Source organism: Yersinia intermedia (genome assembly GCF_900635455.1).
GTDB lineage: Bacteria > Pseudomonadota > Gammaproteobacteria > Enterobacterales > Enterobacteriaceae > Yersinia > Yersinia intermedia.
In genome coordinates this window covers 2,308,970-2,331,851 of the sequence record NZ_LR134116.1, presented here as the reverse complement: position 1 = coordinate 2,331,851, position 22,882 = coordinate 2,308,970, and the positions used below count along the sequence as shown (strand labels likewise).

The window sequence follows — 22,882 nt, the reverse complement described above, 5'->3', positions numbered from 1 at the left end:
TATGACAGATAACATTATTATTGTGGGTTCAGGTTTTGCCGCCCGCCAAGTGGTTAAAAACATCCGTAAACTTGACCCACAAGTGCCAATCCAGATGATCGCCGCTGACAGTGGCGTGGATTATAATAAACCTGATTTAAGTCATGTATTTAGTCTTCAGCAGAGCGCTGACGATCTCACACGGTTGTCGGCCGAGAAGTTTGCCGAAGAAAATAATCTTACTTTGCATACAGCGATGTTGGTCACCGCCATTGAGCGGCACACTAAACGCGTTTTTTGTGGTGATCGGGCATTTAATTACCATAAATTAGTGCTGGCTACCGGGGCGTCCGCACTGGTTCCGACCGTGCCCGGTAGCGAGATGATCGTTACATTTAATAGCCAAAATGAATACCGGCAACATCAAGATATGTTGCAAAAGGCATCGCGTGTTTTAGTGCTGGGCGGCGGGTTAATCGGGACGGAGTTGGCAATGGACCTACAGCGTTCTGGTAAGCAGGTGATTTTGGTGGATAAGGCACACAGTTTACTGGCCTCTGTTATGCCAGTGGAGATCAGTAGCCGCTTACAACACCGTCTCAGTCAGCGTGGTGTTACCCTGGTATTCAATCAAGAATTACGCGGTGTAATGAAAGTCGCCAACGGCTTGCGAGTAGAGCTTGGATCAGGGCAAACATATACCGTTGATGCTGTCATTGCTGCGATTGGTTTAAAACCGAAAACGGCCCTCGCCGCTGCCGCAGGTCTTGATATTGGGCGCGGTATTAAGGTCAATAATCAGTTACAAACGGCTGATCCAGATATCTTTGCCGTAGGTGATTGTGCCGAGGTCGAGGGGAAAGTACTGCCATTTTTGCAGCCCATATTAGTGGGAGCCATGACACTGGCAAAAAATATTCTAGGGGGAGCCACGTCTCTCACCCTGCCGCCGATGTTAGTTAAAGTCAAAACACCTGATCTACCGCTCTATTTCGCTGGCGAAACCAACCGCGAAGATCTCCACTGGGAGATATGCCTGACGCCACAGGGGATAGTGGCGCGTGGCACTGATAGTTCACATCAATTACGCGGGTTCGTCGTCAGCGAAGAACAGACCCAACAGGCTTTCCCCCTATTACGTGAACTGAGTGTTTAAACGCATACCCATCATTAAGACTGATGCGCTATAACATCACAACGCCAACCCCCCGCCACCGGTGTAGGGGGTTTTGCCTGCAATTTTCATCACTTCTGCCCCCAATGTGACAAAAGGTGCCCGCCGACTGGCGTAGATAATGCCGCCAGCCTGAGCGCGAACCGCTTTTACCGTATCGGTGAGCGGATCAATAATTTCAGCTACCACTTCATCTTTCCCAACCCATTCACCCGGCTGGCGTAATAACAGCAAAATGCCACTGGCAGGTGCTGTCACTATCTCACCCGCCGTAAACGGCAACAGAGTGACTTCCCGCTTCGGAATAACCAAAGATTGGCCTTTGACTGCGCCACGGTACTGCAAATAGTGATAAAGGCGCTCGGCGTCAGCACTGGCCAACGCGTGGCTAACATCCTGTTGACCCCGTAATTCTAGCGTCACCGCCATGCAGCCCGGTTCAAGTTTTAACGCCGGATAGTGCGCCGCTAACCGGTGCCATGGCAAGCTGCAAGCCTCATCAAAGGATCCACCCCCGCTATCTTGCGACAGTAATACGGTGCCAATATCTAAGAACCGAGCCAAGGTTTCGGCGGGTTCACGCCAGGCAGGATCAGCGTACATGTGCAAAATAGCGTGATCATCACAATGCAGATCCAGCACCAGGTCCGCATCACAAGCCAGTCTTAACAAGTGTTGGCGCAGCGCTGCGACTTCACTGCTGGCGGGCAAATCCTGCAATGCCTCAACCATGGCAACACGAACGTGTTGCCGCATATCAACACTATCAGTGAGTGACCACGATGCCAGCCGCGTTTGTACCCCTTGAGCCAGATCAGGGAAATCACGGTTGAAATTGCGGCCACTGCCCAGATCAAAACGGCCGATACCACTATTAAGGAGCACTTGCGCAATACCTACTGGGTTGGCAAGCGGCACAATAATTATTTCGCTCTGAATTTCACCGCGCCGTTCCGCCTGACTCAGTAATCTTTTAAGATAATGTAATACCAGCATGCCGGGCAGTTCATCAGCATGCAGGCCAGCTTGTAGATAGATTTTTTCACCTGAGCCTTGCTGGCCAAAATGAAAGCTGGTTAATTGACGCTGCCCACCCAGGGCATGTTCAGGTAACTTATGATTATTGATTTTCATTGGACGTCCTATCTGTGGAAAAGAAAGCCCGGCTTGACCGAATTGACAAAAAAATCCTTGAAATACTGAGCCAGGATGGTCGCATCTCTTATCAAAAGCTCTCTGAACAGGTAAACCTTACCGCTCGCCCTTGTCTGGAGCGCGTGCGGCTACTGGAGCGTGCCGGTATTATCCGCGGTTACAGCGCTATTATTGAGTTGCCGGAACCTGCGCATGCTTTTGTTATACAAGCACAAATTGCACTGGCCGACCACGGGCACTCCCAGGCGGCATTCGAACAGGAAGTGTGCAAAACGCCGGAGGTGCTGGACTGTTGGTTGGTCGGTGGCAGCTTCGATTTCCTGGTGCGCATTGGTTGTCGTAACATGGAACACTACCGGTTACTGGCTGATAGTTGGCTGACCAGTAAAAAATTCCGCGTCGATAAAATCGTCACCCTGACTGAATTACAAACCATCAAACGCACTTAAATCCGCAGTGGCACTTAATCGTGACGGGCAAATGCCAGCCAGCGCCGTTCTGCGCGTGAAAATAGGTAAATCAGCATGAAGGTGCATAACAGGTAGAGCGCCGCCGCCATCAGGAACGGTATAAACGGTGAATAGGTTGCGGCATATAACGAGCGTGCCACTCCGGTAATATCCAATAGCGTTACGGTACTGGCAAGCGAGGTGGCGTGTAGCAGGAATACCATCTCGTTATTCAGCGCCGGAATACCGCGCCGCAGCGTTGCGGGCAATACCAGCCGGCGAATAATCTGCCATTGGCTCATGCCAAAAGCTTCGCCCGCCACCCATTCCTGACGGGGAAACGTCACCATCATTCCCGCCAATAATTCTGCCACATAAGCACTGGTATTGAGCACCAACGCGAGCGTGGCACAGAAGGTGGCATCACGGAACAGCAGCCAGAACGGTTGGTCGTCCTGCCAACCCAACTGCACGATGTCAAACTGTGACAAACCGTAGTAGATCAGCATCAATTGCAGATAGAGCGGCGTGCTACGGAAAAAATAAGTTATGCTGCGGATAAACCAGGATAGCGGGCGTGGGCCAAAAGCTTGCCCTACCGCCATCAGTAGCGCCAGCAATAAACCCGGCACTACGGACAGTAGAAACAGCTTAGCGGTCATGGCCAACCCGGTAACATCCGACCCATCGCTATACAAAAATGTCGGTGCAGCTTCCAGCATGGTTTGCAGATTCATCCTTGCCTCGCTGCACTAGAGGTTGACAGCGCATAGCGCCGTGAAAGCAGACTGAATCCCCAGCTAGAAAGCGCGGTGATGACCATGTAAATCATCGCCACCAGGAAGTAAAATAAGAACGGTTTTTGTGTCGCCCGCCCTGCCTGTTCAGCCAGCCACACCATATCTTCCAATCCCAAAATGGATATCAACGCCGACGCTTTCATTAAACCAAGCCAGTTATTATTGATCCCCGGAATGGCAAAACTGAGCATCTGCGGCAACATAATGCGCCGGAAGACCTGAGCAGGACTCATACCGTAAGCGATTGCCGCCTCTAACTGACCACGATCAACTGTTTGAAATGCGCCCCGGAAGGTTTCAGTGTAGTAAGCGCCGAACACAATACCGATGGCCAACACACCAGAGATAAAGGTGTTGAAGCGAACCGGCCCCACGCCCAATAAACTGAGGAACCCATTCACCAGCATTTCGCCACCGAAAAAGAGTAGCAACATAATCACCAGTTCAGGAATACCTCGCACCAATGTGGTGTATCCGGTTGATATCCAGCGCAACCAGCGCGGACCAAACAGTTTGATAACTGCATTGATCAACCCAAGTACCAGTGCCACCGCCAGTGACAGCAGCATCACACACAGTGACAACCCCGCTCCCTGTGCCAGTAAAGGCAAATATTCTGCTACCATTATTGGCCTCTGTCGCTGAAAAACCGGTGCCGGGCGCGTCAATCATCGGCCCGGCGGGTTTACATCACAAAAAATGGTGGCACACTCAGTTGCCGTAAATATCGAAGCTGAAATATTTTTTCTGAATGGCGTCATAAGTACCATCAGCACGGATCGCCTTAATCGCGCCATTCAATGCATCGCGTAACGCTGGATTGTCTTTACCAACGGCGATCCCCACATCAGATGAGATAGTTTCGTCTTGGATAACCGGGCCAGCAAAAGCAAACTTCTGCCCACGAGGGGTATCAATAAAGCTACTGGCAGCCTGAATGTTATCTTGTAACGACGCGTTGATGCGCCCGGACATCAGATCCAGATAGACATTGTCCTGATTGGCGTAAGAGACGATTTTCACCCCTTGCCCACCCCAATGCTTTTTCGCATAGGTCTCATGGATTGAACCGGTTTGCACGCCGACAGTTTTACCTTTCAAGCTGGCGGTGTCCGGCAACAGCGGGCTGCCTTTGCGCGCCACTAATTGTGCGGCACTGCGGTAGTAGCGATCAGTGAAATCCACTTCTTTTTTGCGTTCTTCCGTAATGGTCAGCGACGCAATAATTGCATCGAACTTACGGGCATTAAGTGCCGCAATCATACTTTCAAAGGGTTGTTTAACGAATACACACTTCGCATGCAGGTTTTCACACAAGGCATTTGCAATATCGATATCAAAGCCGGTGATTTCGCCACTGGGGGAAAGGACATCAAAAGGGGGATAACCTCCGTCTACACCAAAGCTAATAGTGTCAATGCCCTGAGCCGCCACGGGCGCGGAAAGTATCAAGCCGGTCAGTATTGCAGCTAATGTCTTTTTCATGGTTAAAATCCCGATGTTGGCAAGTAATAGAAACTGCAATTAATAGAAATCGCAAATATTAGAAACGAAGTGAGAGGCAAGTCAGCCCACCATCCATTTTTTTAAATTCACTGGTATCAAGTTGAATAATTGGCATCCCCAGCTTTTCAATTTGCGCCAACGTATAAGGATAACCTTGTGGTGTAATCAACGTATCATTGATCCACAACGTATTACCGGCGTAAGACTCATCTTCAGGAATAACAATGGTATTAAACGTAGAAAACGCAGGATGGTGCTGATAATCCTCTGTCAGCAACAAAGTGTTACGCCCTACATAGTTAACAATCGATTTCAGGTGTAACCCTGCACTCACTGCTATTGGCGTTACCCGATAGCCATAGCGCTCGACGGCTGCGGTAAATTCGCTAATCCCTACTTCATCAGTGCGTGAGGTCAGGCCGATAAAAAATTGTTTGTCCACCAACAGCACATCGCCGCCATCAAGATGGCCTTGGTTGCTCATCCGAAAGACTGGACGGTCGGTAAATAGCGGTTCGATAGTCTCCACTTCGCCTTGGCGGCTGGGTGCCCCAGGATGGGTTATCACCGCCAGTTCCGGCATGACGACAGCGGTATCCTCAACAAAATGCGCATCGGGGAATGCCGGTGCTGCCGGTAAAATAGTCACTTTCAGACCCAGACGAAGCAAGGTATCAACATAGGCCAAAAACTGGTGACCCGTCACTGTAATATCTGGGGCACCCAATTGGGACGTGGTCTGGCCGCTACCGCAGGTAGCCGCTGGGAGTCTGGCAATGGCTTGAGTAAAGTGCATAGGCAAGTCTCTTGATTGAGTGTTACAAAAGTGTTGATCTGATTATTAAACAGATACCGTTACCAATCAGGTTGAATCAGTTATCACTGCCATACATTTACGCTGTATATGACTCCCTGCGCGACTTATTCAGTCGTCAGATGAAAAGCATAATGACCATTCGCTGTGTTGAGTGCCCATTATCTACGCCCATCGTATAAATATGTGTATGCCCCGATTTTCTATGATAGTTTTTGCGAGGATAATCCCACTCCCCCATTTTTCTTGCAAGGATCGCCCCATGGCCCCTATTTTTGCCCAAGTTGTCGTACTGAGTGCGATGCTCGGTCTATTGACAGCGTGTAATGATGTACAGACGCGGCCGCAGATTAATATCGAAGGTAAAACCATGGGGACCTTCTATAGCGTCAAAATCAGTGGAGAAATCGCACAAAGCCCGCAACAGCTCCAGCAAGAGGTAGATGCACTGCTGGAACAGGCCAATGATGATATTTCTACCTATCGTAAAACGTCCGTACTTTCCCGGTTTAACCAATATCGGGGTACACAACCGCAGCCCATTCCCCAGGGGATGGCCGATATTATCTTACAGGCCCAACGTATTGGTCGTGATACTCAGGGCGCGATGAATATTACTGTCGGCCCGTTAGTTAATTTATGGGGGTTTGGCCCGGAAAAACAGCCGATTAACATACCCAGCCAAGCTCAGATAGACGGCGCGCTTAAGCAGGTAGGGTTACAACATCTGAAACTGATCAGTGATAACCACGGCGAATGGCTACAAAAAGATCTGCCTGATTTATATGTCGACTTGTCCACCATGGGGGAAGGCTATGGCGTTGATCAATTGGTTAATCTGATGATGCGAAAAGGGATTACTAACTATCTGGTCTCGGTTGGCGGTGCCGTTTCCACCCGTGGTGTTAACGGTCAGGGCCAACCCTGGCGGGTCGCGATTCAGCAACCAACGGATAAAGAAAATGCCGTGCAAGCGCTGGTTGATCTGCAAGGTTACAGTATCAGTACCTCTGGCAGTTATCGTAACTATTTTGAACTAAAGGGTCAGCGTTATTCTCATGTTTTAGACCCTGTAACCGGCAGACCAATAAACCATAAGTTGGTTTCGGCCACGGTGATTGCAACCAGTGCCCTGGAAGCCGATGGCTGGGATACCGGGCTGATGGTGCTGGGGACCGAAAAGGCGTTAAAACTGGCGGAAGAAAAAGGGCTGGCAGTGTATCTGATCACCAAAACTGACAAGGGTTTCAGTGCGGTGATGACGCCACAATTCAAGGCATTCTTGTTACCCAATCAGCATTAATTAATAACAGCGGCGGCTGTAGCCAAACTCAGTGCTAAACCGAGAGAACCCGCAGCCTCAACCCGCTTTAGCTATATACTATTTGATATAACTTATTGGGCAGTATCAGAGACAGGCAAGCTACCCTTCCTGTATCTGCGCGCATAGCGTGCTAGCGAACCGGAGGAAACTGAATGAAAAAGTTAATCATTGTGATGATTACACTCTTGCTGATTGCTTGTGCAAATACCGGTCATGTCGGCGTGAGTGGCGGGTCGGGCGGAGTATCCAGTATCAGCATTGGTACCGGTATTCGCCGATAAGACAGGTGTTTTCAGCCCCCTGCCTTATCGGTATTGGCTGTAAAATTGGCGGTCAGCTATCTGTTTTTCATGACAGGGGCGTCGTCGGCAAATCGCGCCGAAATAGCATCTCGTTCATAACCTTGCCGCTCGGTCAAAATGGTGTATAACTCTGGGCGGCGGCCATAGATCCAGCGCCGCCCAGTACTGAGTGGGATCAAAGAGAGATCCAGCTCGGCGCACACCATCATGTCGGCGGCTTCCCAGGTTTCATTAATGATGCGGCCATACGGGTCCAGTATCATCGCATTACCGGTGCGCACTTCATCATCATCTGCCCCAATACCATTACTGAACAGAATAAATAAACCATTATCATGTGCCCTGGCAGGTAACCAACGCATCAACCATTCCCGACCATTGATGCCACGAATCGCTGCCGTCATTTCTTCTTTTCGTTCAACACGTTGTTCCCATAGCTCCAGTGGAATGGGCTTCATGCCATAAGGGCTGCGGGAGTGAGTTCCACCGGTTTGATGTGGTGCCAATAATATATCCGCACCCAGTAAGGTGGTGGCGCGAACATTCTCCACCAAATTGTTATCCCAGCAGATAAGGATGCCCACTTTGACACCCCACGGTGTGTCAAAAACCGTGTAACAATCGCCGCTGTTAATGGCTGGATGCTCAAAAGCATGGAGTTTGCGATGAGTGTGAAAAGAGCCATCAGGCATGCAGGCAACATAAGCGTTATAGAGTCGCCCGTCATCTGCCCGTTCAATCAGGCCGACACCAATAAGCATTTGATATTTGATTGCTAGCGCACGAACCAAGGCGATTGATGGGCTATTTTCTATCGATTCCGCCAGCGCATTGACTTGCACCGCTGTCAACTTAGGGACATGCCAATATCCAGAGATACACATTTCTGGAAAGGCTAATATTTTAATGTTTTGCAGAGCTGCCTGCTCGATAAACTTCTCAATAACCAACAGATTATATTGTTTGTTATTGGCTTGATGCTGAAACTGCACTGTTGCTACTGTTATCAATTGTGATTCAGTCACATGATGCTCCAAGAGTTATCCGCCGCTGATTTTTATCATTGGCATTACAGCAGCCGTATTGATAACTTTATAATGAATGATTTTCCTTTATTGATTACCAATTGGAATGAAACGTGAATATTAAGTTGCTAAAGGCCTTTGTTATGCTGGCACAAAAAGGCAATTACAATGAAGCAGCGCAGGCGCTTTGTATCACGCAACCGGCTCTGTCCAAGCAGATTAACTTATTGGAATCAATGCTAAATATTCATCTGTTCTCACGCGGGCGGCATGGTGCGCAACTGACACCTTCCGGCCAACAGTTGCTAGCAGAGGCTGAGAAAGTGATTAATCAGGCTGATTTTTTTCTACAACATGCCGCCAGAGTGGCTAAAGGCATCGAAGGGTTTATATCGATAGGTTTTGGATTGTCGACTTTCTATACTGCCCCACACTGTATCGCGAGATTCAGGGAGCAGTTTCCTGCCGTTGCCATTACGTTGGAGGATATCCCCTCGGCCCAGCAATATGCGTTACTAACCCACGGTGAGCTGCAAATAGGATTTGTTCGAGTGCCGCCCAAAGCACCACTACATTTTCATCCCTTATTTGAAGATCGCCTGGTGCTGGTAACTCCGCAAGATAAGGCGCTAACACTCGACGCATGGTTAAAAAATCTGCCGTTACTGCGTTTATATACCGAACGTGGGCGTGGGCTAAATGCACAAATTGACCTGTTCTTACAGTCAAACCAACTCTACGCGCCAGCGATGCAAGAAGTTGAGGATATCCAGACCATACTCGCACTGGTGATTGCCGGTATCGGAGTGGCATTACTGCCGCAGAGTGTGGTGCATATCGCGCCCCCGACGATGAATGTTATCGCGCTCAGCGGCAATAACCTTAGTTGGCAAGTGGGTATCGCCTGGAATAATACTATTCCTGATTTGGTGCGGGATAATTTTATTAAAATGGTCATCGAGCATAACCGGCAAAATATCGATTGATACTTTGCCGGTTTATTGCGTGATGAGATTAGCGGAACGGCGGCTCGTTAAAAGTACGCAGTTTGCGCGAATGCAGTTGATCACCCTCAGCGCGCAATAAATCTATTGCCCGAATACCAATCTGCAAATGCTCAGAAATAGCACCTTCATAGAAATGGTTAGCTTGCCCCGGCAACTTGATTTCGCCATGCAGCGGTTTATCTGAAACACAGAGTAAGGTGCCATAAGGCACTCGGAAGCGATAACCTTGAGCCGCAATGGTGGCACTTTCCATATCAACGGCAACCGCACGGCTTAAGCTAAAACGCAGTGCTGAGGCAGAAAAACGCAGTTCCCAGTTGCGATCATCAGAGGTGACAACCGTCCCGGTGCGCAGCCGCTGTTTGACTTCAACACCGGGCATACCACTCACCGCTTTGGTCGCGTCGTACAATGCCCGCTGAACCTCAGCGATACTTGGGATCGGGATATCGGGTGGCAGTACCGCATCCAGCACATGGTCATCACGCAGATAGGCATGCGCCAGCACATAATCGCCGATCGCCTGACTTTCACGCAACCCACCACAATGCCCAATCATCAACCATGCATGGGGCCGCAGCACCGCCAGATGGTCACAAATCGTTTTAGCATTGGATGGGCCGACGCCAATATTCACTAAAGTAATGCCATGACCCCCTTCTGCAATTAAGTGATATGCCGGCATCTGATGTTTTTTCCACGCCAGATCTGAGGTGGTCTTTTCAGGATCAGCATGTTCCGCCGTTATATAGCTACCTCCAGCGCAGGATAAGGCTTTATAAGGGCTGGCAGGATCGAGGATCTGCTCACAAGCCCAACTGACAAATTCATCAACATAGCGGCTGTAATTAGTAAAAAGGATATAAGGCTGAATATGTTCTGCGGGCGTGCCGGTGTAATGTTTTAGCCGCGCCAGTGAAAAATCAGTCCGCAAGGCATCGAAATGCGATAAAGGGAAGTCAGCCGTAGCCGTATCGATACCATCCGTAATGCCATCACCTATTTTTGCCAAATCCGTTGTTGGGAAGTGTTGAGCAAGGCCCGCCGTCATCGACCGATCAAGAATGAGGTCAGAACCATCGATCACAAAAGGATATGGCATTTCCTGTTGTGACGGTGTCACTTCAAACACCGCGCCATACTCACTTTCAAGCAAGGTCAGTTGCTCTGTTAGATAGTCGCGAAACAGTGTGGGTCTTGTAACAGTAGTACTGTATTGTCCGGTCCGGGAAAAACGCCCATAAGCGCGGGTCCGCTGGCGGTCACGGAATCTCCCGTCCCAACTGACGCTGAGCTGCGGATATGAAAACAAGCCCTTAGCCCTTTCACCAACATCCGGCAGAGCGCCATCGCGAATAAAAGCGCTAATGGCATCACGCAATGCCGCAAGTGCTGACTCGTATAGCGTCTCAAGTCTATCAATCGCTTCGCTGGCTGATAGGTGAAGAGTATTTTGTGATTGATTCAAGAGATCTCCTTTCATTACGCGTAAGGGCGATGCTTAGCTTACCCAATTAACCGGTACAGAAATATAACAAAAGTACGGTTTTACTGCCCATCGACGTAATCTGCCTTGTAATGGATCAGGGCAAATAACCAAACACACATTTAGCCAAAACTGTTGTTCATCGAAAACAAGAGGACATTTTGCCACTTATTCCGGCGTTTGATTCCCCCTCACCAACACTAAAGTATAGGTTGTCGCAGATAACACATTATTTTCTGCCTTGGGTAACACTACAAAGGTCTCTTTTGCGTGGCAAAATCATTTTTACGCAGTGGCAGTTTGGACGATATTCTGGCGTTAGGCGAAAACGGGCAACCGGTTTATGCCTCTGCACGGCAGATAAGAGAGGCATTACGCCTTAAAAGACAACAACATATTGCTGACTGTCTGGCTATTCCTCAACTTAATGAGCGCGGCGACCGCATAGATTGGTATGCCCCCATTGAAGGTAAAGTGACCTCATGGCTGGCTGCCAGTACTGCTGAGCGTAAAGCCGCCGTCAAACAGTTGTCGGCGTGCCTGGCAAGTGCCAATGATTTGTGTCAGCGAGCGCAGAAATCAGATAACGCCGCACAGCGGCTATTTGGCGTGCTGTTGGCCAAAACGATGCAATTCCCTGATCAAAATCATGTTTATTTAGTCGCAGGCAAACCCGTACTGACCTTTTGGGGGTTCGTCAGCCCGGATAACAAAACACGGACTGATCCACTCGATTGTCTGCGCCAGACTACTGAAGCTTACGAACCTATTGAACCGATTATCGCTACCATTGTGGCCCCAACGCCGCCGCCACCTGCTGCCGCTGTCGTTGAATTACCGCCTCAGAGCGAAACTACGTTAGCGCCCCCCCCGCCAGAGCCCGTTGCAGAGGTCACTCTGCCGCCAAAACCAATAAAAAAACCAGCACGTTGGCTACGATTTAGCTGGATGTTACCGGTGTTGGCGTTAATCATCGCTTTGATAGTGCAATTCAGTGGTGGAATGCCAGAAAATGCCGTAGCCACCCCGGATGTAAAGCCCACTGTCCTTGAAGATAAATCGGTCATTGAAGATAGAACTTTGTCAGTTAAAGAAGCGGCACCGGTCACCACTGCGCCTGTCGCTCAGATTACGCCGCCCGCTGCCGTGCCACAACTGCCGTTGAATCATGCCACCTTCGCCCCTGCATCCGCTATCGCTGAACCGACCGCCGTTACAGCACCGCCGACAGTTGAGAGTAAAAGTGCACTGATACTCCCTTCTGATGCCGTCAAAGTAGGGTCAACGGCGTTCCTTAATGGCAACTGGCGTGTCAGCCCGGAGATCAAAGCGGCCCAAACCGGTAAAGCACCTAGCCTGAAGTATCAAATTAAAAACGGTAAAGGTACGGTAAAAATCACCCATGGGGATAACGTTACTTGCCGCGCAAATATCACCGCTGGCGTAATGAAGTCAGGCAATTTGGTAATCAATAGCCGCTATAGGGCGCAGTGCAGTGATGGTTCAAAATATCAAATGCCTGAGATCGTCTGCAAACAAGGCGTGAGCGGGGTTGCAGATTGTAAAGGCCGTTACGATGCCAATACGACCCTTCCAATGACGATGAAGCGTGAGACTAAATAATATTATGCTGGCAACGATCACGGATTTAAAACAGAAAATTACGCTTATTCAGGACAGTGGCATCCAGTTTCTGGACTTCGCTTTAAAGCCACAATTCGATACCGAGCTGCCAAATAAATTTGTTCGCAAAAGTGCTAATGGCCCACTACTACGCCTGAATTACCATCCACATAATGGTAAATATTCGCTAATGGTACCCGGCTCAGCCCCAGAGATTGTTAAACCTGAATTTAGCATCCCATTGGAACAATCGCTGAAACTGCTGAACAAAATTTGGTTGCCACTGCCCTTCTTGCGTTTTAATCCGCCACGCACCTTTGTTAATGGGCCTGATAACTGGGCCAGAGTGCAGATTTTAGTGTTAGATACGCCAGATCAAGATGGCAATACCTTACGTGTCACCATGGCATTTGATACCAAAGTCTATCCTGAAGGCCATGCTAATGAATATTTGGCACCTAATGAAAATGATGTCAAAACCGGATTAAGTTTCGCACTGGCCTACCATAATGAAGAATTGGCAGAATTCCTTGATTTAACCTGGGTTGATGGTTGGTTGCGGGAGGTTTTTGTCCAACAAGCATCAGAGCAGGAAGAACGCACCGAAAGGCATATCAGTGTGTCGCTGCGCGAATTCGAATATCAGGCGCACTATCTTAATTTACTGGAATTACTTGGCAGCCAAATTGGGGTGCCAGAAATCAAAATCAATACCAGCACCCTACAAGAACCTACCGTTAATGTTGATTTGATCCTCGATGTAGGCAACTCACATACCTGCGGTATCTTAGTAGAAGATCATGCTGATGAAAGTAATGGTCTGAAACAGACGTACGAATTACAAATTCGTGATTTGAGCGAGCCTCACTATCTGTATAACGAACTGTTTGAAAGCCGGATTGAATTTGCACCAGTTAAATTTGGTAAACAGAACTTTTCGGTAGAAAGTGGCCGTGATGATGCCTTTATCTGGCCCGCAGTTATCCGCGTTGGGCGTGAAGCCAGTCGCATGGCATTACACCGTTTGGGCACCGAAGGCTCTACTGGCATTTCCAGCCCACGCCGCTATCTGTGGGATGAAGAGACCTATGCTGCGGGCTGGCGCTTCAATGAAACACAAACCACACTGGCACATGAACCGCTGGCTACTGCGTTGCCGTTGACCAATCTGGTCAATGATGACGGTCAACCGCTCTATACGGTGCCAGTAGATGAACGGCTCCCGGTATTTTCACCACATTATAGCCGCAGTTCATTGATGACATTTATGTTGTCGGAGCTATTGGCGCAAGCGCTGATGCAAATCAACAGCGCGGCACAACGTTTGAAAATGACCCATGCCAATGCCCCACGGCAATTACGCGCCATTATCCTAACGCTGCCTTCCGCCATGCCAAAACCGGAGCGCGAGATATTCCGCCGCCGGATGAATGAAGCCATTGCCTTAGTTTGGAAATCCATGGGTTGGCATCCGGCTGATGATAACTTTGTGTCTGCGCAAGACCGGGCCAAAAGCCAGGTACCCGTACCAGAAGTACAGATGGAGTGGGATGAAGCGACCTGCGGTCAGATGGTTTATCTGTATAACGAGACGCAAGTTAACTTTGGTGGCCGTACCGCAGCTTTCTTTGCCAGTATGGCGCGGCCCGATAAACAGCCTGAAGCGGGCGAAGTTGCAGGGAAAACCTTACGTATCGCCTCTATCGATATTGGCGGTGGCACTACCGACCTGGCAATTACGCAATATTGGCTTGATGACGGTATTGGCAATAATGTCAAAATCAGTCCACGCCTGTTATTCCGTGAAGGGTTTAAAGTGGCTGGTGATGATATTTTGCTGGATGTTATTCAGCTCTATCTTTTACCTGCCCTTCAGGCTCGCCTTAAAAAAGCGGGTGTTACCAATACTGATGTCTTGATGGATAAATTATTCGGTAATGATGGCCGCATGGATGGGCAGTCAGCCCTACGCCAGCAAGCTACATTACAGATATTTATGCCCGCTGGCCGCGCTATTTTGGAAGCCTACGAAAACTTTGATCCCCTAGATGCCAGTGCTGAGATAGAAGCCAGTTTCGGTGAGTTATTACCCCAACTACCGACCCAGAAAATTCTTGATTACATTAACAGTGAAGTCCAGCGTGAACTGCCAGCGGATGCCGAATCATTTGATATTTTGCATGTCCCGTTGGTTTTAAAGCTGAGCAAATTGCACGGTGAGTTTTTATCTAACCGGATGAGTATTACGCAAAATCTGCGCTCACTGTCGGAAGTGGTTTCACTCTATTCTTGTGACGTGCTGTTATTGACGGGGCGCCCTTCGCGCTTCCCTGGGATTCAAGCGCTATTTCGCCATCTGCAACCTCTGCCTAACAATCGTATTCTCTCGCTGGATGGATATCACACCAGCGATTGGTATCCCTTTAACAAGCATGGTCGCATTGATAACCCCAAATCAACTGCCGCAGTGGGTGCGATGCTGTGTTTGCTGGCTCTCGACTTACGGCTGGCCGGTTTTTACTTTAAAGCGGGTGATTTCCAACCTTATTCGACCATTCGCTATCTCGGAATGTTAGACAGTAGCGATGCCCTGACTGATGAGAATGTCTACTATCGCGACATCGACTTAGATAGCAGCAATTTTGCTTTACCATCCGATACTCATTTTCAGGTTAGAGGGTCGTTATGTCTTGGCTTTCGTCAGCTCGATAATGACCGTTGGCCTGCCTCGCCGCTTTATACCTTATCCATTGTGGATCAGGAACTGGCACGCAAAGTCGCGGGTGACAGCGTATTGCATGTCAGACTGAAATTAGCAAAAGGTGACAAGCAGAATGACGATGGTCAGGAACGGTTTGAGATAGCAGATGCCGTGTTGCAAGATGGTAGCCGTGTGCCATCCCATCACTTACGCCTCAAGCTGAACACATTAGCCAGCAATGGCTCAGGATCAACCCATTATTGGATTGATAGTGGGAGTGTATTTAGAAAATGAAATCATTAATCACCCAACCGCTTAACCGCCAGCTTCAGCAAGTCACGCAAGGCATTGATCAAACAATTGATTGGATTAGCAATGTGCGCCAACACGCCATTCGATTGGATATTGAGGCCGACCTTCTGGCTATCAAACTACGGCGCAATCGCAATAAAGCGCGTCAATTAGCGGAAACGGCCCTAACGGGCATTAGCATCGGTTTTTTTGGGCAGTCATCTGCCGGGAAACAGCATCTGATATCAGCGCTGGCGGCTAATGAAAATGGCCGTTTGGAAACCACGCTAGGAGGGAAAACCCTCGATTTTTGGCAGCAAATAAAGCCGGGCTATCAGGCCAGCGGGCTGGTAACACGCTTTAGTCATCAAGCAGTTACCAATCATGAAAACCATCCGGTGCAGCTTTCTCTGCTCAGTGAAGTGGATATTGCTAAAATAGTTGCGGGTGCTTTCCTGCTGGATAATCATCAGGATACCCACCGCCAGGACACGCGTGAACACTCACTGGATGAACAGCATATTACTGATCACCTACAACAGCTTGTGATGCGCAAACAACCGCTCGCCATCGCAGGTATCAACAGTGATGATGTTATTGGGCTTTGGGATTATCTGGCTCGTCATGATGCACCGCGCCAAAGAAAGCTGGAAACCCATTTCTGGCCAGTGGCTATTGAACTGGCCCCCTACCTGAGCATCGAAGATCGCGCCATCTTATTCTCATTGCTGTGGGCAGAGTTACGCCCGTTGACCGATGCTTACCGCCATTTCGCCTATACCTTGCAACATGTGGGCGGCGCGACTCAGGTGCTGTCACCACTGAGCGTATTAGTGGACGATACTCTGCTGCCCGCCAATGGCATTATGAATGTTGCAACACTCAATTCTCTGAACACGCCCGCAGATAGTCACATTCAAGTTATGCCATTAGTAGATGATAATGCGGGTGATTCAGTGACGTTGTCACTTGCCGAGTTAACATTCTTGGCGGTTGAGTTACATATCCCATTGACCACTTCTGCGCGTAAAACTGCATTTGAATCCATCGATTTACTGGATTTTCCTGATTTTAATGAGCCATTCGACACGCCAGAATGCCTTGAACACCCCCCATATCCGCAGGCCATTTTGCTATCTCAAGCTAAAAATGCCTATTTACTTGACCGCTACACGGATAAACAGCAGATAAACCTGCTGTTAGTCTGCAATGCGGCAGGTAAACGTTCAGAGGTCAAAACTGTTGGTAAGGCACTGGATTATTGGGTTAAACAAACACAGGGCGAAAATGCGCAGATCCGTTCCCGGCGGAATCCGGGGTTAATCTGGGCATTAACACCCTTTGATCAACGCGTCGTCTCAACACCTCAGTTGATTGGTGCGAAAAATCACGACGAAGCAGTGCAACGCTATGTGGGTAATCCAGGTGATAGCTGGGGTTCCATGCTGGCATTGGATAAACGTGGCGTTGAACGGATGGTCACTTATCTGAGCCAGGAGATTTGTCGTGATATCAAAACAGAGCGGATAACCGAACAACTTCATGAGTTACAACGAGAATTGACCGATAATCTGCTTGCCGGTTGGTATCAGCCAGCAAACGGAGAATTACCGCAGAAACAGCGGATTGCTGAAACCTTGCTCAAAGCCCTACAAACCCGAACCGGTTTACACGGCGAGTTACTAGAGCGATTGCTCCCCTCCCGTGATGAGTTACGCTGCTTGTATCTACAGCAGCAAAATCGTGCAACTGAATTGATCACTCCCGCAACCAATAACGAGCCTTTCAGTATTGGTATCGATATCGACTTATTCAGTGATCAACCCGCCTCACCAGTATTTCAAGCCACAGCAATGCCTGCGGCAAGCCATGATTATGAGACAGCCTATGCCGCTAGTGTGCAGCGTTACTGGATAAATCACCTGCGACTTCTGCCAGATAACGGCCCATTGATTGAATTGCTCGGTATCACCAAACCGACTATTGAGTTGTTGGTCGCAGAGCTTATTACCGCTAGCATCCGGCTGGATATTGCTGGGCAGTTAGTCACAATACTGGCAGACAGTGAGCAAGTTGGCCTGCACCGTGAAACAAAAGCCGATCGTCAGGTATCGCGCGCGTTGACCGTATTGGGCGATTTCGTTGCCTGGCTCGGTTTCTTACAAATCGAGGAAAGTCAGCGCCCTGATAGCCGAATTAATCGGGGATATAAAATTTTTGCCCAACCCCCTACATCAGCTTCGCCGTTGGGGGCATCGCAGCGATTAACTAAATTGGCACTGACCCCGACCAATAATACAGCATTTTATATTTATGATTGGTTAGTTGGCTTAGGTGAAATGATTATTCACAACGAGGGCTATTCTGCCGGCAGTGAAATAAACTTGCAGCATCGTGAACAGTTAGCGGCAATATTTTCGCTGATTAACCCGCAATTCCGGCCGTAAACCATCAATATCAGTGGCTGCTATTCCCCTTTAAATCAGCGGAATAGCAACCACCGCCATATTAAATTCAACCCATTGATTTTGAATCACTATCACTGACAGGTAATGCCCTAAGTACCACAATGCCGGGGGTTTTCTTCACATATTCCAAAAAAGGTGAGTCAACGACTTTATTATTCCCTCTCATTGATGATGCATTACGGAACATCGCGCCTTTCACGGTTCGGATAAATATCCCAGTATGAGTGACATCTAAACCTGAAATTGGGGTATAAATACCGATATAATCGCCATTTTTTAACCCTGCCACCACCGTAGCATCAATAAACTCTGCCGGAATATAAACAACATTACGTTCAATAACACTCAACTCGGGGATAAACTCGCCCCCCTCTTTTTTCTGGTTCAGATTCTTGAGAACAGTGCGGGCATGAGTACTTATTTGTGCAGTAACATCTTGTGCGTTTAAAGGGGTTCGCTGTGACCAGTCAGTAAAAAAATGTTTTCGGTGCAGGTAGCTGACATCCGCATCAGCATATCTTGTTCTGATAACTTGCTGCACAAACTCCGCCTTGTTTCCTGATTTTCGCAAGGCTTCAACATAATCCAGGTAGGTGAAACAGTCCAATCCACGGAAATCGATCACTAGCTGTTCTGGTTGCGTTGGCGAACCAATGAGTACATTTGCCTCATAAGGTGTACCTAAAAACTCAGCAGATATATTCGCAATAGCATCATTCACATTATTATAAGATCCTGTTTCTACCTTACTTTCTATAATACGGGTAATACGATTTGCGGTGTAATTATCGATACTAACCGTTTCATAAGGGGTTTGTTTCGCACCACATCCCGCGATAACTGCAATGAGAACTAAAGATAACGATTTATGCATAAGTCCCTTCTATGCCTTATCAAGCGGCTATTCCATACACACCCAAGATTTGTTACTTTAATGTTTAAATTTTAAACAAGGTATCAACAAGAGCAGATTAGCTTGTGTTGATTGGTATTCTGCGTGCTGGCAACCCAGGCGATATGATAAAAACCTTACCTTGCTAAAATGCCACCTACAATTTTAACAATTACCTTATTTTTCAAAATTTTAAACAAGAAAAGATTTGGTTACAGCTCATCTGCATGCCAATAGCACTGTGATCAATCTCAGATTTTTGCATTCTTATCATTCTGTTATCTTGTGCCTTTTGGCAAATCGTGTTTATCTTTTAAGGCTTATTACACTTATTGATGAGATACCTCGTGAACTATTCCACTGCCACTTTCAGTCTACAAAATACTGCGTATGTTAACGCAGTCGTAGTCGTTCGCGTGCTAGTGGTGGTGGTGGTCGGCAGCGCGCCGTAACGGGTACCGAATCCAAAAAGATTCCCAAACCCCGCCGGCGCCAGCCGAGCGGGGTTTCTTTTTTGCCCCACTCTGTTACCGCCGGCCCTGATGAAGGATATAACCATGCGTTATACAGGCGCCCAATTAATAGTTCGTTTGCTGGAGCAGCAAGGCATTACCACGATCGCAGGCATTCCCGGTGGCGCAGCGTTACCGCTGTATGATGCTCTGGGGCAAAGTGACATTATTCGCCATGTACTGGCGCGACACGAGCAAGGTGCTGGCTTTATGGCCCAAGGCATGGCCCGTGCCACAGGCCAAACCGCAGTCTGCTTAGCGTCCAGCGGCCCAGGGGCAACCAACCTGGTCACGGCAATTGCCGATGCCAAACTTGACTCAATTCCACTGGTTTGTATTACAGGTCAGGTTTCCTCCTCAATGATTGGCACCGATGCTTTTCAAGAGGTTGATACCTATGGCATGTCGATTCCTATCACCAAACATAATTATTTGGTTCGTGATATCAGCGAATTGCCTCGGGTGATCCCTGCGGCCTTTCGCATTGCCCAGTCTGGCCGGCCTGGGCCGGTATGGATTGATATTCCTAAAGATGTACAAACAGCAGAGATTGAGCTTGAGAGCTTGCCACTACCGGGCGTTGCCGATGAACCTTGCCCAATAGACCCACAGGCTATCGCGCAAGCAGCACAAATGATCAACAGTGCGGTACGGCCAGTACTCTACCTGGGTGGCGGCATCATCAGTTCACAGGCGCATCAGCAGGCAATACAACTGGCTGAACAGACAGGTCTGCCAACCACCATGACATTAATGGCACTGGGTGCCATGCCCGTTGACCATCCATTGTCCTTAGGGATGTTGGGAATGCATGCGGCACGCTCAACCAATCTGATCATGCAACAAGCCGACTTATTGATCGTACTTGGGGCGAGATTTGATGATCGTGCTATCGGAAAAGCAGAACAATTCTGCCCTGACGCCAGCATCATTCATATCGATATTGACCCTGCTGAATTAGGCAAAATTCGCCGCCCACACTTGGCGATGAATGCCGATATTAAGCAGGTATTAACCCACCTGTTGCCTTTAGTTGAAACACGTTCACGCAGCGAATGGCGCTCAACTGTCAGTGATATGCAGCGTGAGTTTCCGTTCAATCAACCCAATAGCACCAACCCGCTATGCCACTATGGTTTGATTCGCGCCGCGGCCGAAGCACTGGATGATGACACCATCATTACCACTGATGTGGGCCAACACCAGATGTGGGTTGCGCAGGCTTATCCATTGCATCGCCCGCGACAGTGGCTAACATCTGGCGGGCTGGGCACCATGGGATTTGGCCTGCCCGCAGCCATTGGGGCCGCACTGGCGAAGCCAGAGGCAAAAGTAGTGTGCTTTTCTGGCGATGGCAGCCTGATGATGAATATTCAGGAAATGGCGACGGCAGCTGAAGAACAACTGAACGTTAAGATTATTTTGATGAATAACCAATCATTAGGTTTAGTCCATCAGCAGCAGGAACTGTTCTTTGGTAAACGTATTTTTGCCGCCGACTACCCCTATCGCACGAACTTCATTCATATCGCGGAAGGATTTGGTTTCTCCACATGTGATCTGAACACGGCCAGCGACCCTTATGCGGCCTTGCATAAAGCCTTAAACCAACCAGGCCCAGTATTGATTCACGCACTGATTGATGTGGATGAAAAAGTGTATCCCATGGTGCCACCGGGCGCGGCAAATATCGATATGATTGGAGGGGAGTAATATGACGACTCAACAAATGGCAGTACAACCAGCATCAAACCTATCGGCTTCTGCGCAGGTGACTCTATTGCTAACGGTGCGCAACCACCCAGGCGTGATGTCCCATATCTGCGGGCTATTTGCCAGGCGCGCATTTAACGTCGAGGGAATTTTGTGTATGCCGTTGGCTGGCGGTGACGAAAGTCGCATTTGGCTGCAAGTCTTAGATGATCAGCGGCTGCTCCAAATGATAAGCCAATTGGAGAAACTGGAGGATGTGCTTCAAGTGCGCCGCTTCGGGCCTGAAATGCCTATCTTTAGCCAGGTAGAAGACTTGGTTGCCAATCAACGCTGACAGTCGTTGTAAACCCGTACTTCCGCTAACCGGCGGCAGTACGGGCTAGCTGCATTTTAGGCTGGATTAACAGCAAATAAGGTTTCAATCTCAATATTTATCTCAGGTGAGAATAAACTTTTAACTTCAACCAAAGAGCTGGCTGGTAAGTTTTCACCATAAAATTGATACATCACATCACGTAAGGTACTTAGTTGGGAAATATCTGTCACAAAAAGCGTTATCTTAATAAGATCAGCGAAACTGCTATTTTCAGCCTGTGCAATATTAGCGATTTGATGAAAAATCTCCGTAGCCTGCTCGGCCATGCTTTTTCCTTGGGCTACAGTACCGAACGCCGTCATACCTGAAATATAGAGTAATCCATTGTGTTGCACGCTGTGAACGTAAGCCCCCACTGGGTTAGCAATATGAGGATAGTTTTTACGAAGTAACGTCATATTTTAAATTCCTCTATAAAATTATTGAAAATAAAATCTTGCCCCACCCCGATGTCACCAGTATTCCATTAAAACCAAAACAATCAAGCATTGTAACTAATATAGAAGCATAAGTAACAGGCTGTTATCAATAATATATTGTTAACGGCCTTTTAAAATAAGATAGAGGGTTAATTACGCCAATAGTAATTTCTGTAATTCTGCCAGCGAACTGACTTGGTAGCGAGGCGCAATATTATCATCCGGCACACTGCCGTGCATATTAAGCCAGCAAGTATCGATACCTGCATTAATGCCGCCCTGAATATCTGAATGCAGATTGTCACCAACCATTAGAATATGTTCTTTGGCCGGGTTATTCATTAAATTGAAAGCATGCTCAAATATGGCAACATCCGGTTTAGCCACCCCGACTTGTTCAGAAATGATCAGCGGAGAAAAGACATTTTTCAGGCCGGTACGTTCCAAACGTATCGTTTGTAGCTCAGTAAAACCATTGGTAATAATGCCCATATTCACTTTACCACTCAAGGCATCAACCAACTCACGGGCACCCGGTAGTAGTGAACAGATATCCGCCATGGCGACTAAAAACTCACTGTTCAACCGGCTAGCTGCCACACCCAGTTTCTCTGCCCACATCTCAAAACGGGTGTTTTGTAATTCGCTGGCGGATATTTTCCCATCTTGATAATCAACCCACAATGGTTTATTAACCAATTGATAATAGTCGAAATCCTGCACGGAAAAATCCACGTTAAAGCGAGAAAACATCAGCTTTAATCCCTGATACGCATCAAAGTGAAATAATGTCTCATCCGCATCGAACAGTATCCATTGGTATTTCATTACTGATATCTCTCTGACATTTTTAGGCGCGCTATGGT

Annotated in this window: 21 protein-coding genes; 11 read left to right on the top strand and 10 right to left on the bottom strand. The window is 48.3% G+C overall.

Features of this window, described 5'->3' with window-relative positions; genetic code table 11:
* Position 1 precedes the first annotated feature (1 nt).
* Positions 2 to 1,135, top strand: a complete 1,134-nt coding sequence (norW, locus tag EL015_RS10650; protein ID WP_032906053.1) for an NADH:flavorubredoxin reductase NorW — start codon at positions 2 to 4, stop codon at positions 1,133 to 1,135.
* 36 nt (positions 1,136 to 1,171) lie between these two features.
* Here norW and EL015_RS10645 read toward each other — a convergent pair whose 3' ends face one another.
* On the bottom strand, positions 1,172 to 2,287 hold the full coding sequence (locus EL015_RS10645; RefSeq protein ID WP_005184234.1) for a succinylglutamate desuccinylase/aspartoacylase family protein: 1,116 nt from the start codon (positions 2,285 to 2,287) through the stop codon (positions 1,172 to 1,174).
* Between the two features lie 14 nt (positions 2,288 to 2,301).
* Between EL015_RS10645 and EL015_RS10640 the strand changes: the two genes are divergently transcribed.
* Positions 2,302 to 2,757 carry an Lrp/AsnC family transcriptional regulator gene (locus EL015_RS10640; RefSeq protein ID WP_005184236.1) on the top strand — a complete coding sequence of 152 codons (456 nt, stop codon included), beginning with the start codon at positions 2,302 to 2,304 and terminating at the stop codon, positions 2,755 to 2,757.
* 14 nt (positions 2,758 to 2,771) lie between these two features.
* Here the strand turns inward: EL015_RS10640 and EL015_RS10635 are convergent, their stop codons facing one another.
* The 4 genes from EL015_RS10635 to EL015_RS10620 all read right to left on the bottom strand — a co-directional run bounded on the left by EL015_RS10635 (position 2,772) and on the right by EL015_RS10620 (position 5,859).
* A complete protein-coding gene (locus EL015_RS10635) occupies positions 2,772 to 3,494 on the bottom strand; it encodes an ABC transporter permease (RefSeq protein ID WP_032906055.1) in 723 nt (240 codons plus the stop codon).
* A complete protein-coding gene (locus tag EL015_RS10630; protein ID WP_005184240.1) occupies positions 3,491 to 4,183 on the bottom strand; it encodes an ABC transporter permease in 693 nt (230 codons plus the stop codon). Before EL015_RS10630 ends, EL015_RS10635 begins: the two co-directional genes overlap by 4 nt.
* An 85-nt stretch (positions 4,184 to 4,268) precedes the next feature.
* Positions 4,269 to 5,042, bottom strand: a complete 774-nt coding sequence (locus EL015_RS10625) for an ABC transporter substrate-binding protein (RefSeq protein WP_032906057.1) — start codon at positions 5,040 to 5,042, stop codon at positions 4,269 to 4,271.
* A gap of 58 nt (positions 5,043 to 5,100) precedes the next feature.
* Positions 5,101 to 5,859: a dimethylarginine dimethylaminohydrolase family protein gene (locus tag EL015_RS10620; protein WP_005184246.1), complete on the bottom strand. Its 759-nt coding sequence runs from the start codon at positions 5,857 to 5,859 to the stop codon at positions 5,101 to 5,103.
* A 280-nt stretch (positions 5,860 to 6,139) separates the two neighbouring features.
* Here EL015_RS10620 and apbE point away from each other — a divergent pair, with 280 nt between their 5' ends.
* Together apbE and EL015_RS22045 are read left to right on the top strand one after the other, a co-directional pair.
* Positions 6,140 to 7,180 carry an FAD:protein FMN transferase ApbE gene (gene apbE / locus EL015_RS10615; RefSeq protein WP_005184249.1) on the top strand — a complete coding sequence of 347 codons (1,041 nt, stop codon included), beginning with the start codon at positions 6,140 to 6,142 and terminating at the stop codon, positions 7,178 to 7,180.
* A 173-nt stretch (positions 7,181 to 7,353) separates the two neighbouring features.
* Entirely contained in the window at positions 7,354 to 7,482 is a 129-nt protein-coding gene (locus EL015_RS22045; protein WP_005184252.1) for a hypothetical protein, read from the top strand.
* Between the two features lie 56 nt (positions 7,483 to 7,538).
* On the opposite strand, the gene EL015_RS10610 is transcribed toward EL015_RS22045, so the two are convergent.
* On the bottom strand, positions 7,539 to 8,528 hold the full coding sequence (locus EL015_RS10610) for a nitrilase family protein (RefSeq protein ID WP_005184256.1): 990 nt from the start codon (positions 8,526 to 8,528) through the stop codon (positions 7,539 to 7,541).
* 113 nt (positions 8,529 to 8,641) lie between these two features.
* Here EL015_RS10610 and EL015_RS10605 point away from each other — a divergent pair, with 113 nt between their 5' ends.
* Positions 8,642 to 9,514 carry a LysR family transcriptional regulator gene (locus tag EL015_RS10605; RefSeq protein ID WP_032906059.1) on the top strand — a complete coding sequence of 291 codons (873 nt, stop codon included), beginning with the start codon at positions 8,642 to 8,644 and terminating at the stop codon, positions 9,512 to 9,514.
* Between the two features lie 28 nt (positions 9,515 to 9,542).
* Here EL015_RS10605 and EL015_RS10600 read toward each other — a convergent pair whose 3' ends face one another.
* Positions 9,543 to 11,018: an AMP nucleosidase gene (locus EL015_RS10600; protein WP_050073334.1), complete on the bottom strand. Its 1,476-nt coding sequence runs from the start codon at positions 11,016 to 11,018 to the stop codon at positions 9,543 to 9,545.
* 273 nt (positions 11,019 to 11,291) lie between these two features.
* Between EL015_RS10600 and EL015_RS10595 the strand changes: the two genes are divergently transcribed.
* Genes EL015_RS10595 through EL015_RS10585 form a run of 3 tightly spaced genes read left to right on the top strand, consistent with a single transcriptional unit; the run spans position 11,292 to position 18,083 of the window.
* Positions 11,292 to 12,644 (top strand): SrfA family protein, encoded by a 1,353-nt coding sequence (locus tag EL015_RS10595; RefSeq protein ID WP_005184266.1) that lies wholly within the window; start codon positions 11,292 to 11,294, stop codon positions 12,642 to 12,644.
* Between the two features lie 4 nt (positions 12,645 to 12,648).
* On the top strand, positions 12,649 to 15,639 hold the full coding sequence (locus tag EL015_RS10590; protein WP_005184268.1) for a virulence factor SrfB: 2,991 nt from the start codon (positions 12,649 to 12,651) through the stop codon (positions 15,637 to 15,639).
* A complete protein-coding gene (locus EL015_RS10585; protein ID WP_032906061.1) occupies positions 15,636 to 18,083 on the top strand; it encodes a putative virulence factor in 2,448 nt (815 codons plus the stop codon). The genes EL015_RS10590 and EL015_RS10585 overlap by 4 nt, the downstream gene beginning before the upstream one ends.
* A 67-nt stretch (positions 18,084 to 18,150) precedes the next feature.
* On the opposite strand, the gene EL015_RS10580 is transcribed toward EL015_RS10585, so the two are convergent.
* The gene (locus EL015_RS10580) at positions 18,151 to 18,978 is read right to left on the bottom strand and encodes a DUF1460 domain-containing protein (protein WP_005184273.1); all 828 of its coding nucleotides are present in this window, start codon (positions 18,976 to 18,978) and stop codon (positions 18,151 to 18,153) included.
* Between the two features lie 365 nt (positions 18,979 to 19,343).
* On the opposite strand from EL015_RS10580, the gene EL015_RS10575 reads away from it, so the two are divergent.
* The 3 genes from EL015_RS10575 to ilvN all read left to right on the top strand — a co-directional run bounded on the left by EL015_RS10575 (position 19,344) and on the right by ilvN (position 21,555).
* Positions 19,344 to 19,448 carry an ilvB operon leader peptide IvbL gene (locus tag EL015_RS10575; RefSeq protein ID WP_226715415.1) on the top strand — a complete coding sequence of 35 codons (105 nt, stop codon included), beginning with the start codon at positions 19,344 to 19,346 and terminating at the stop codon, positions 19,446 to 19,448.
* Between the two features lie 105 nt (positions 19,449 to 19,553).
* Positions 19,554 to 21,221: an acetolactate synthase large subunit gene (gene ilvB / locus EL015_RS10570; RefSeq protein WP_032906062.1), complete on the top strand. Its 1,668-nt coding sequence runs from the start codon at positions 19,554 to 19,556 to the stop codon at positions 21,219 to 21,221.
* Between the two features lies 1 nt (position 21,222).
* The gene (gene ilvN, locus EL015_RS10565; protein WP_005184279.1) at positions 21,223 to 21,555 is read left to right on the top strand and encodes an acetolactate synthase small subunit; all 333 of its coding nucleotides are present in this window, start codon (positions 21,223 to 21,225) and stop codon (positions 21,553 to 21,555) included.
* 56 nt (positions 21,556 to 21,611) lie between these two features.
* Here ilvN and EL015_RS10560 read toward each other — a convergent pair whose 3' ends face one another.
* On the bottom strand, positions 21,612 to 21,995 hold the full coding sequence (locus EL015_RS10560; RefSeq protein ID WP_005184282.1) for a RidA family protein: 384 nt from the start codon (positions 21,993 to 21,995) through the stop codon (positions 21,612 to 21,614).
* A gap of 174 nt (positions 21,996 to 22,169) precedes the next feature.
* On the bottom strand, positions 22,170 to 22,844 hold the full coding sequence (yjjG, locus tag EL015_RS10555; RefSeq protein WP_005184285.1) for a pyrimidine 5'-nucleotidase: 675 nt from the start codon (positions 22,842 to 22,844) through the stop codon (positions 22,170 to 22,172).
* Positions 22,845 to 22,882 lie beyond the last annotated feature (38 nt).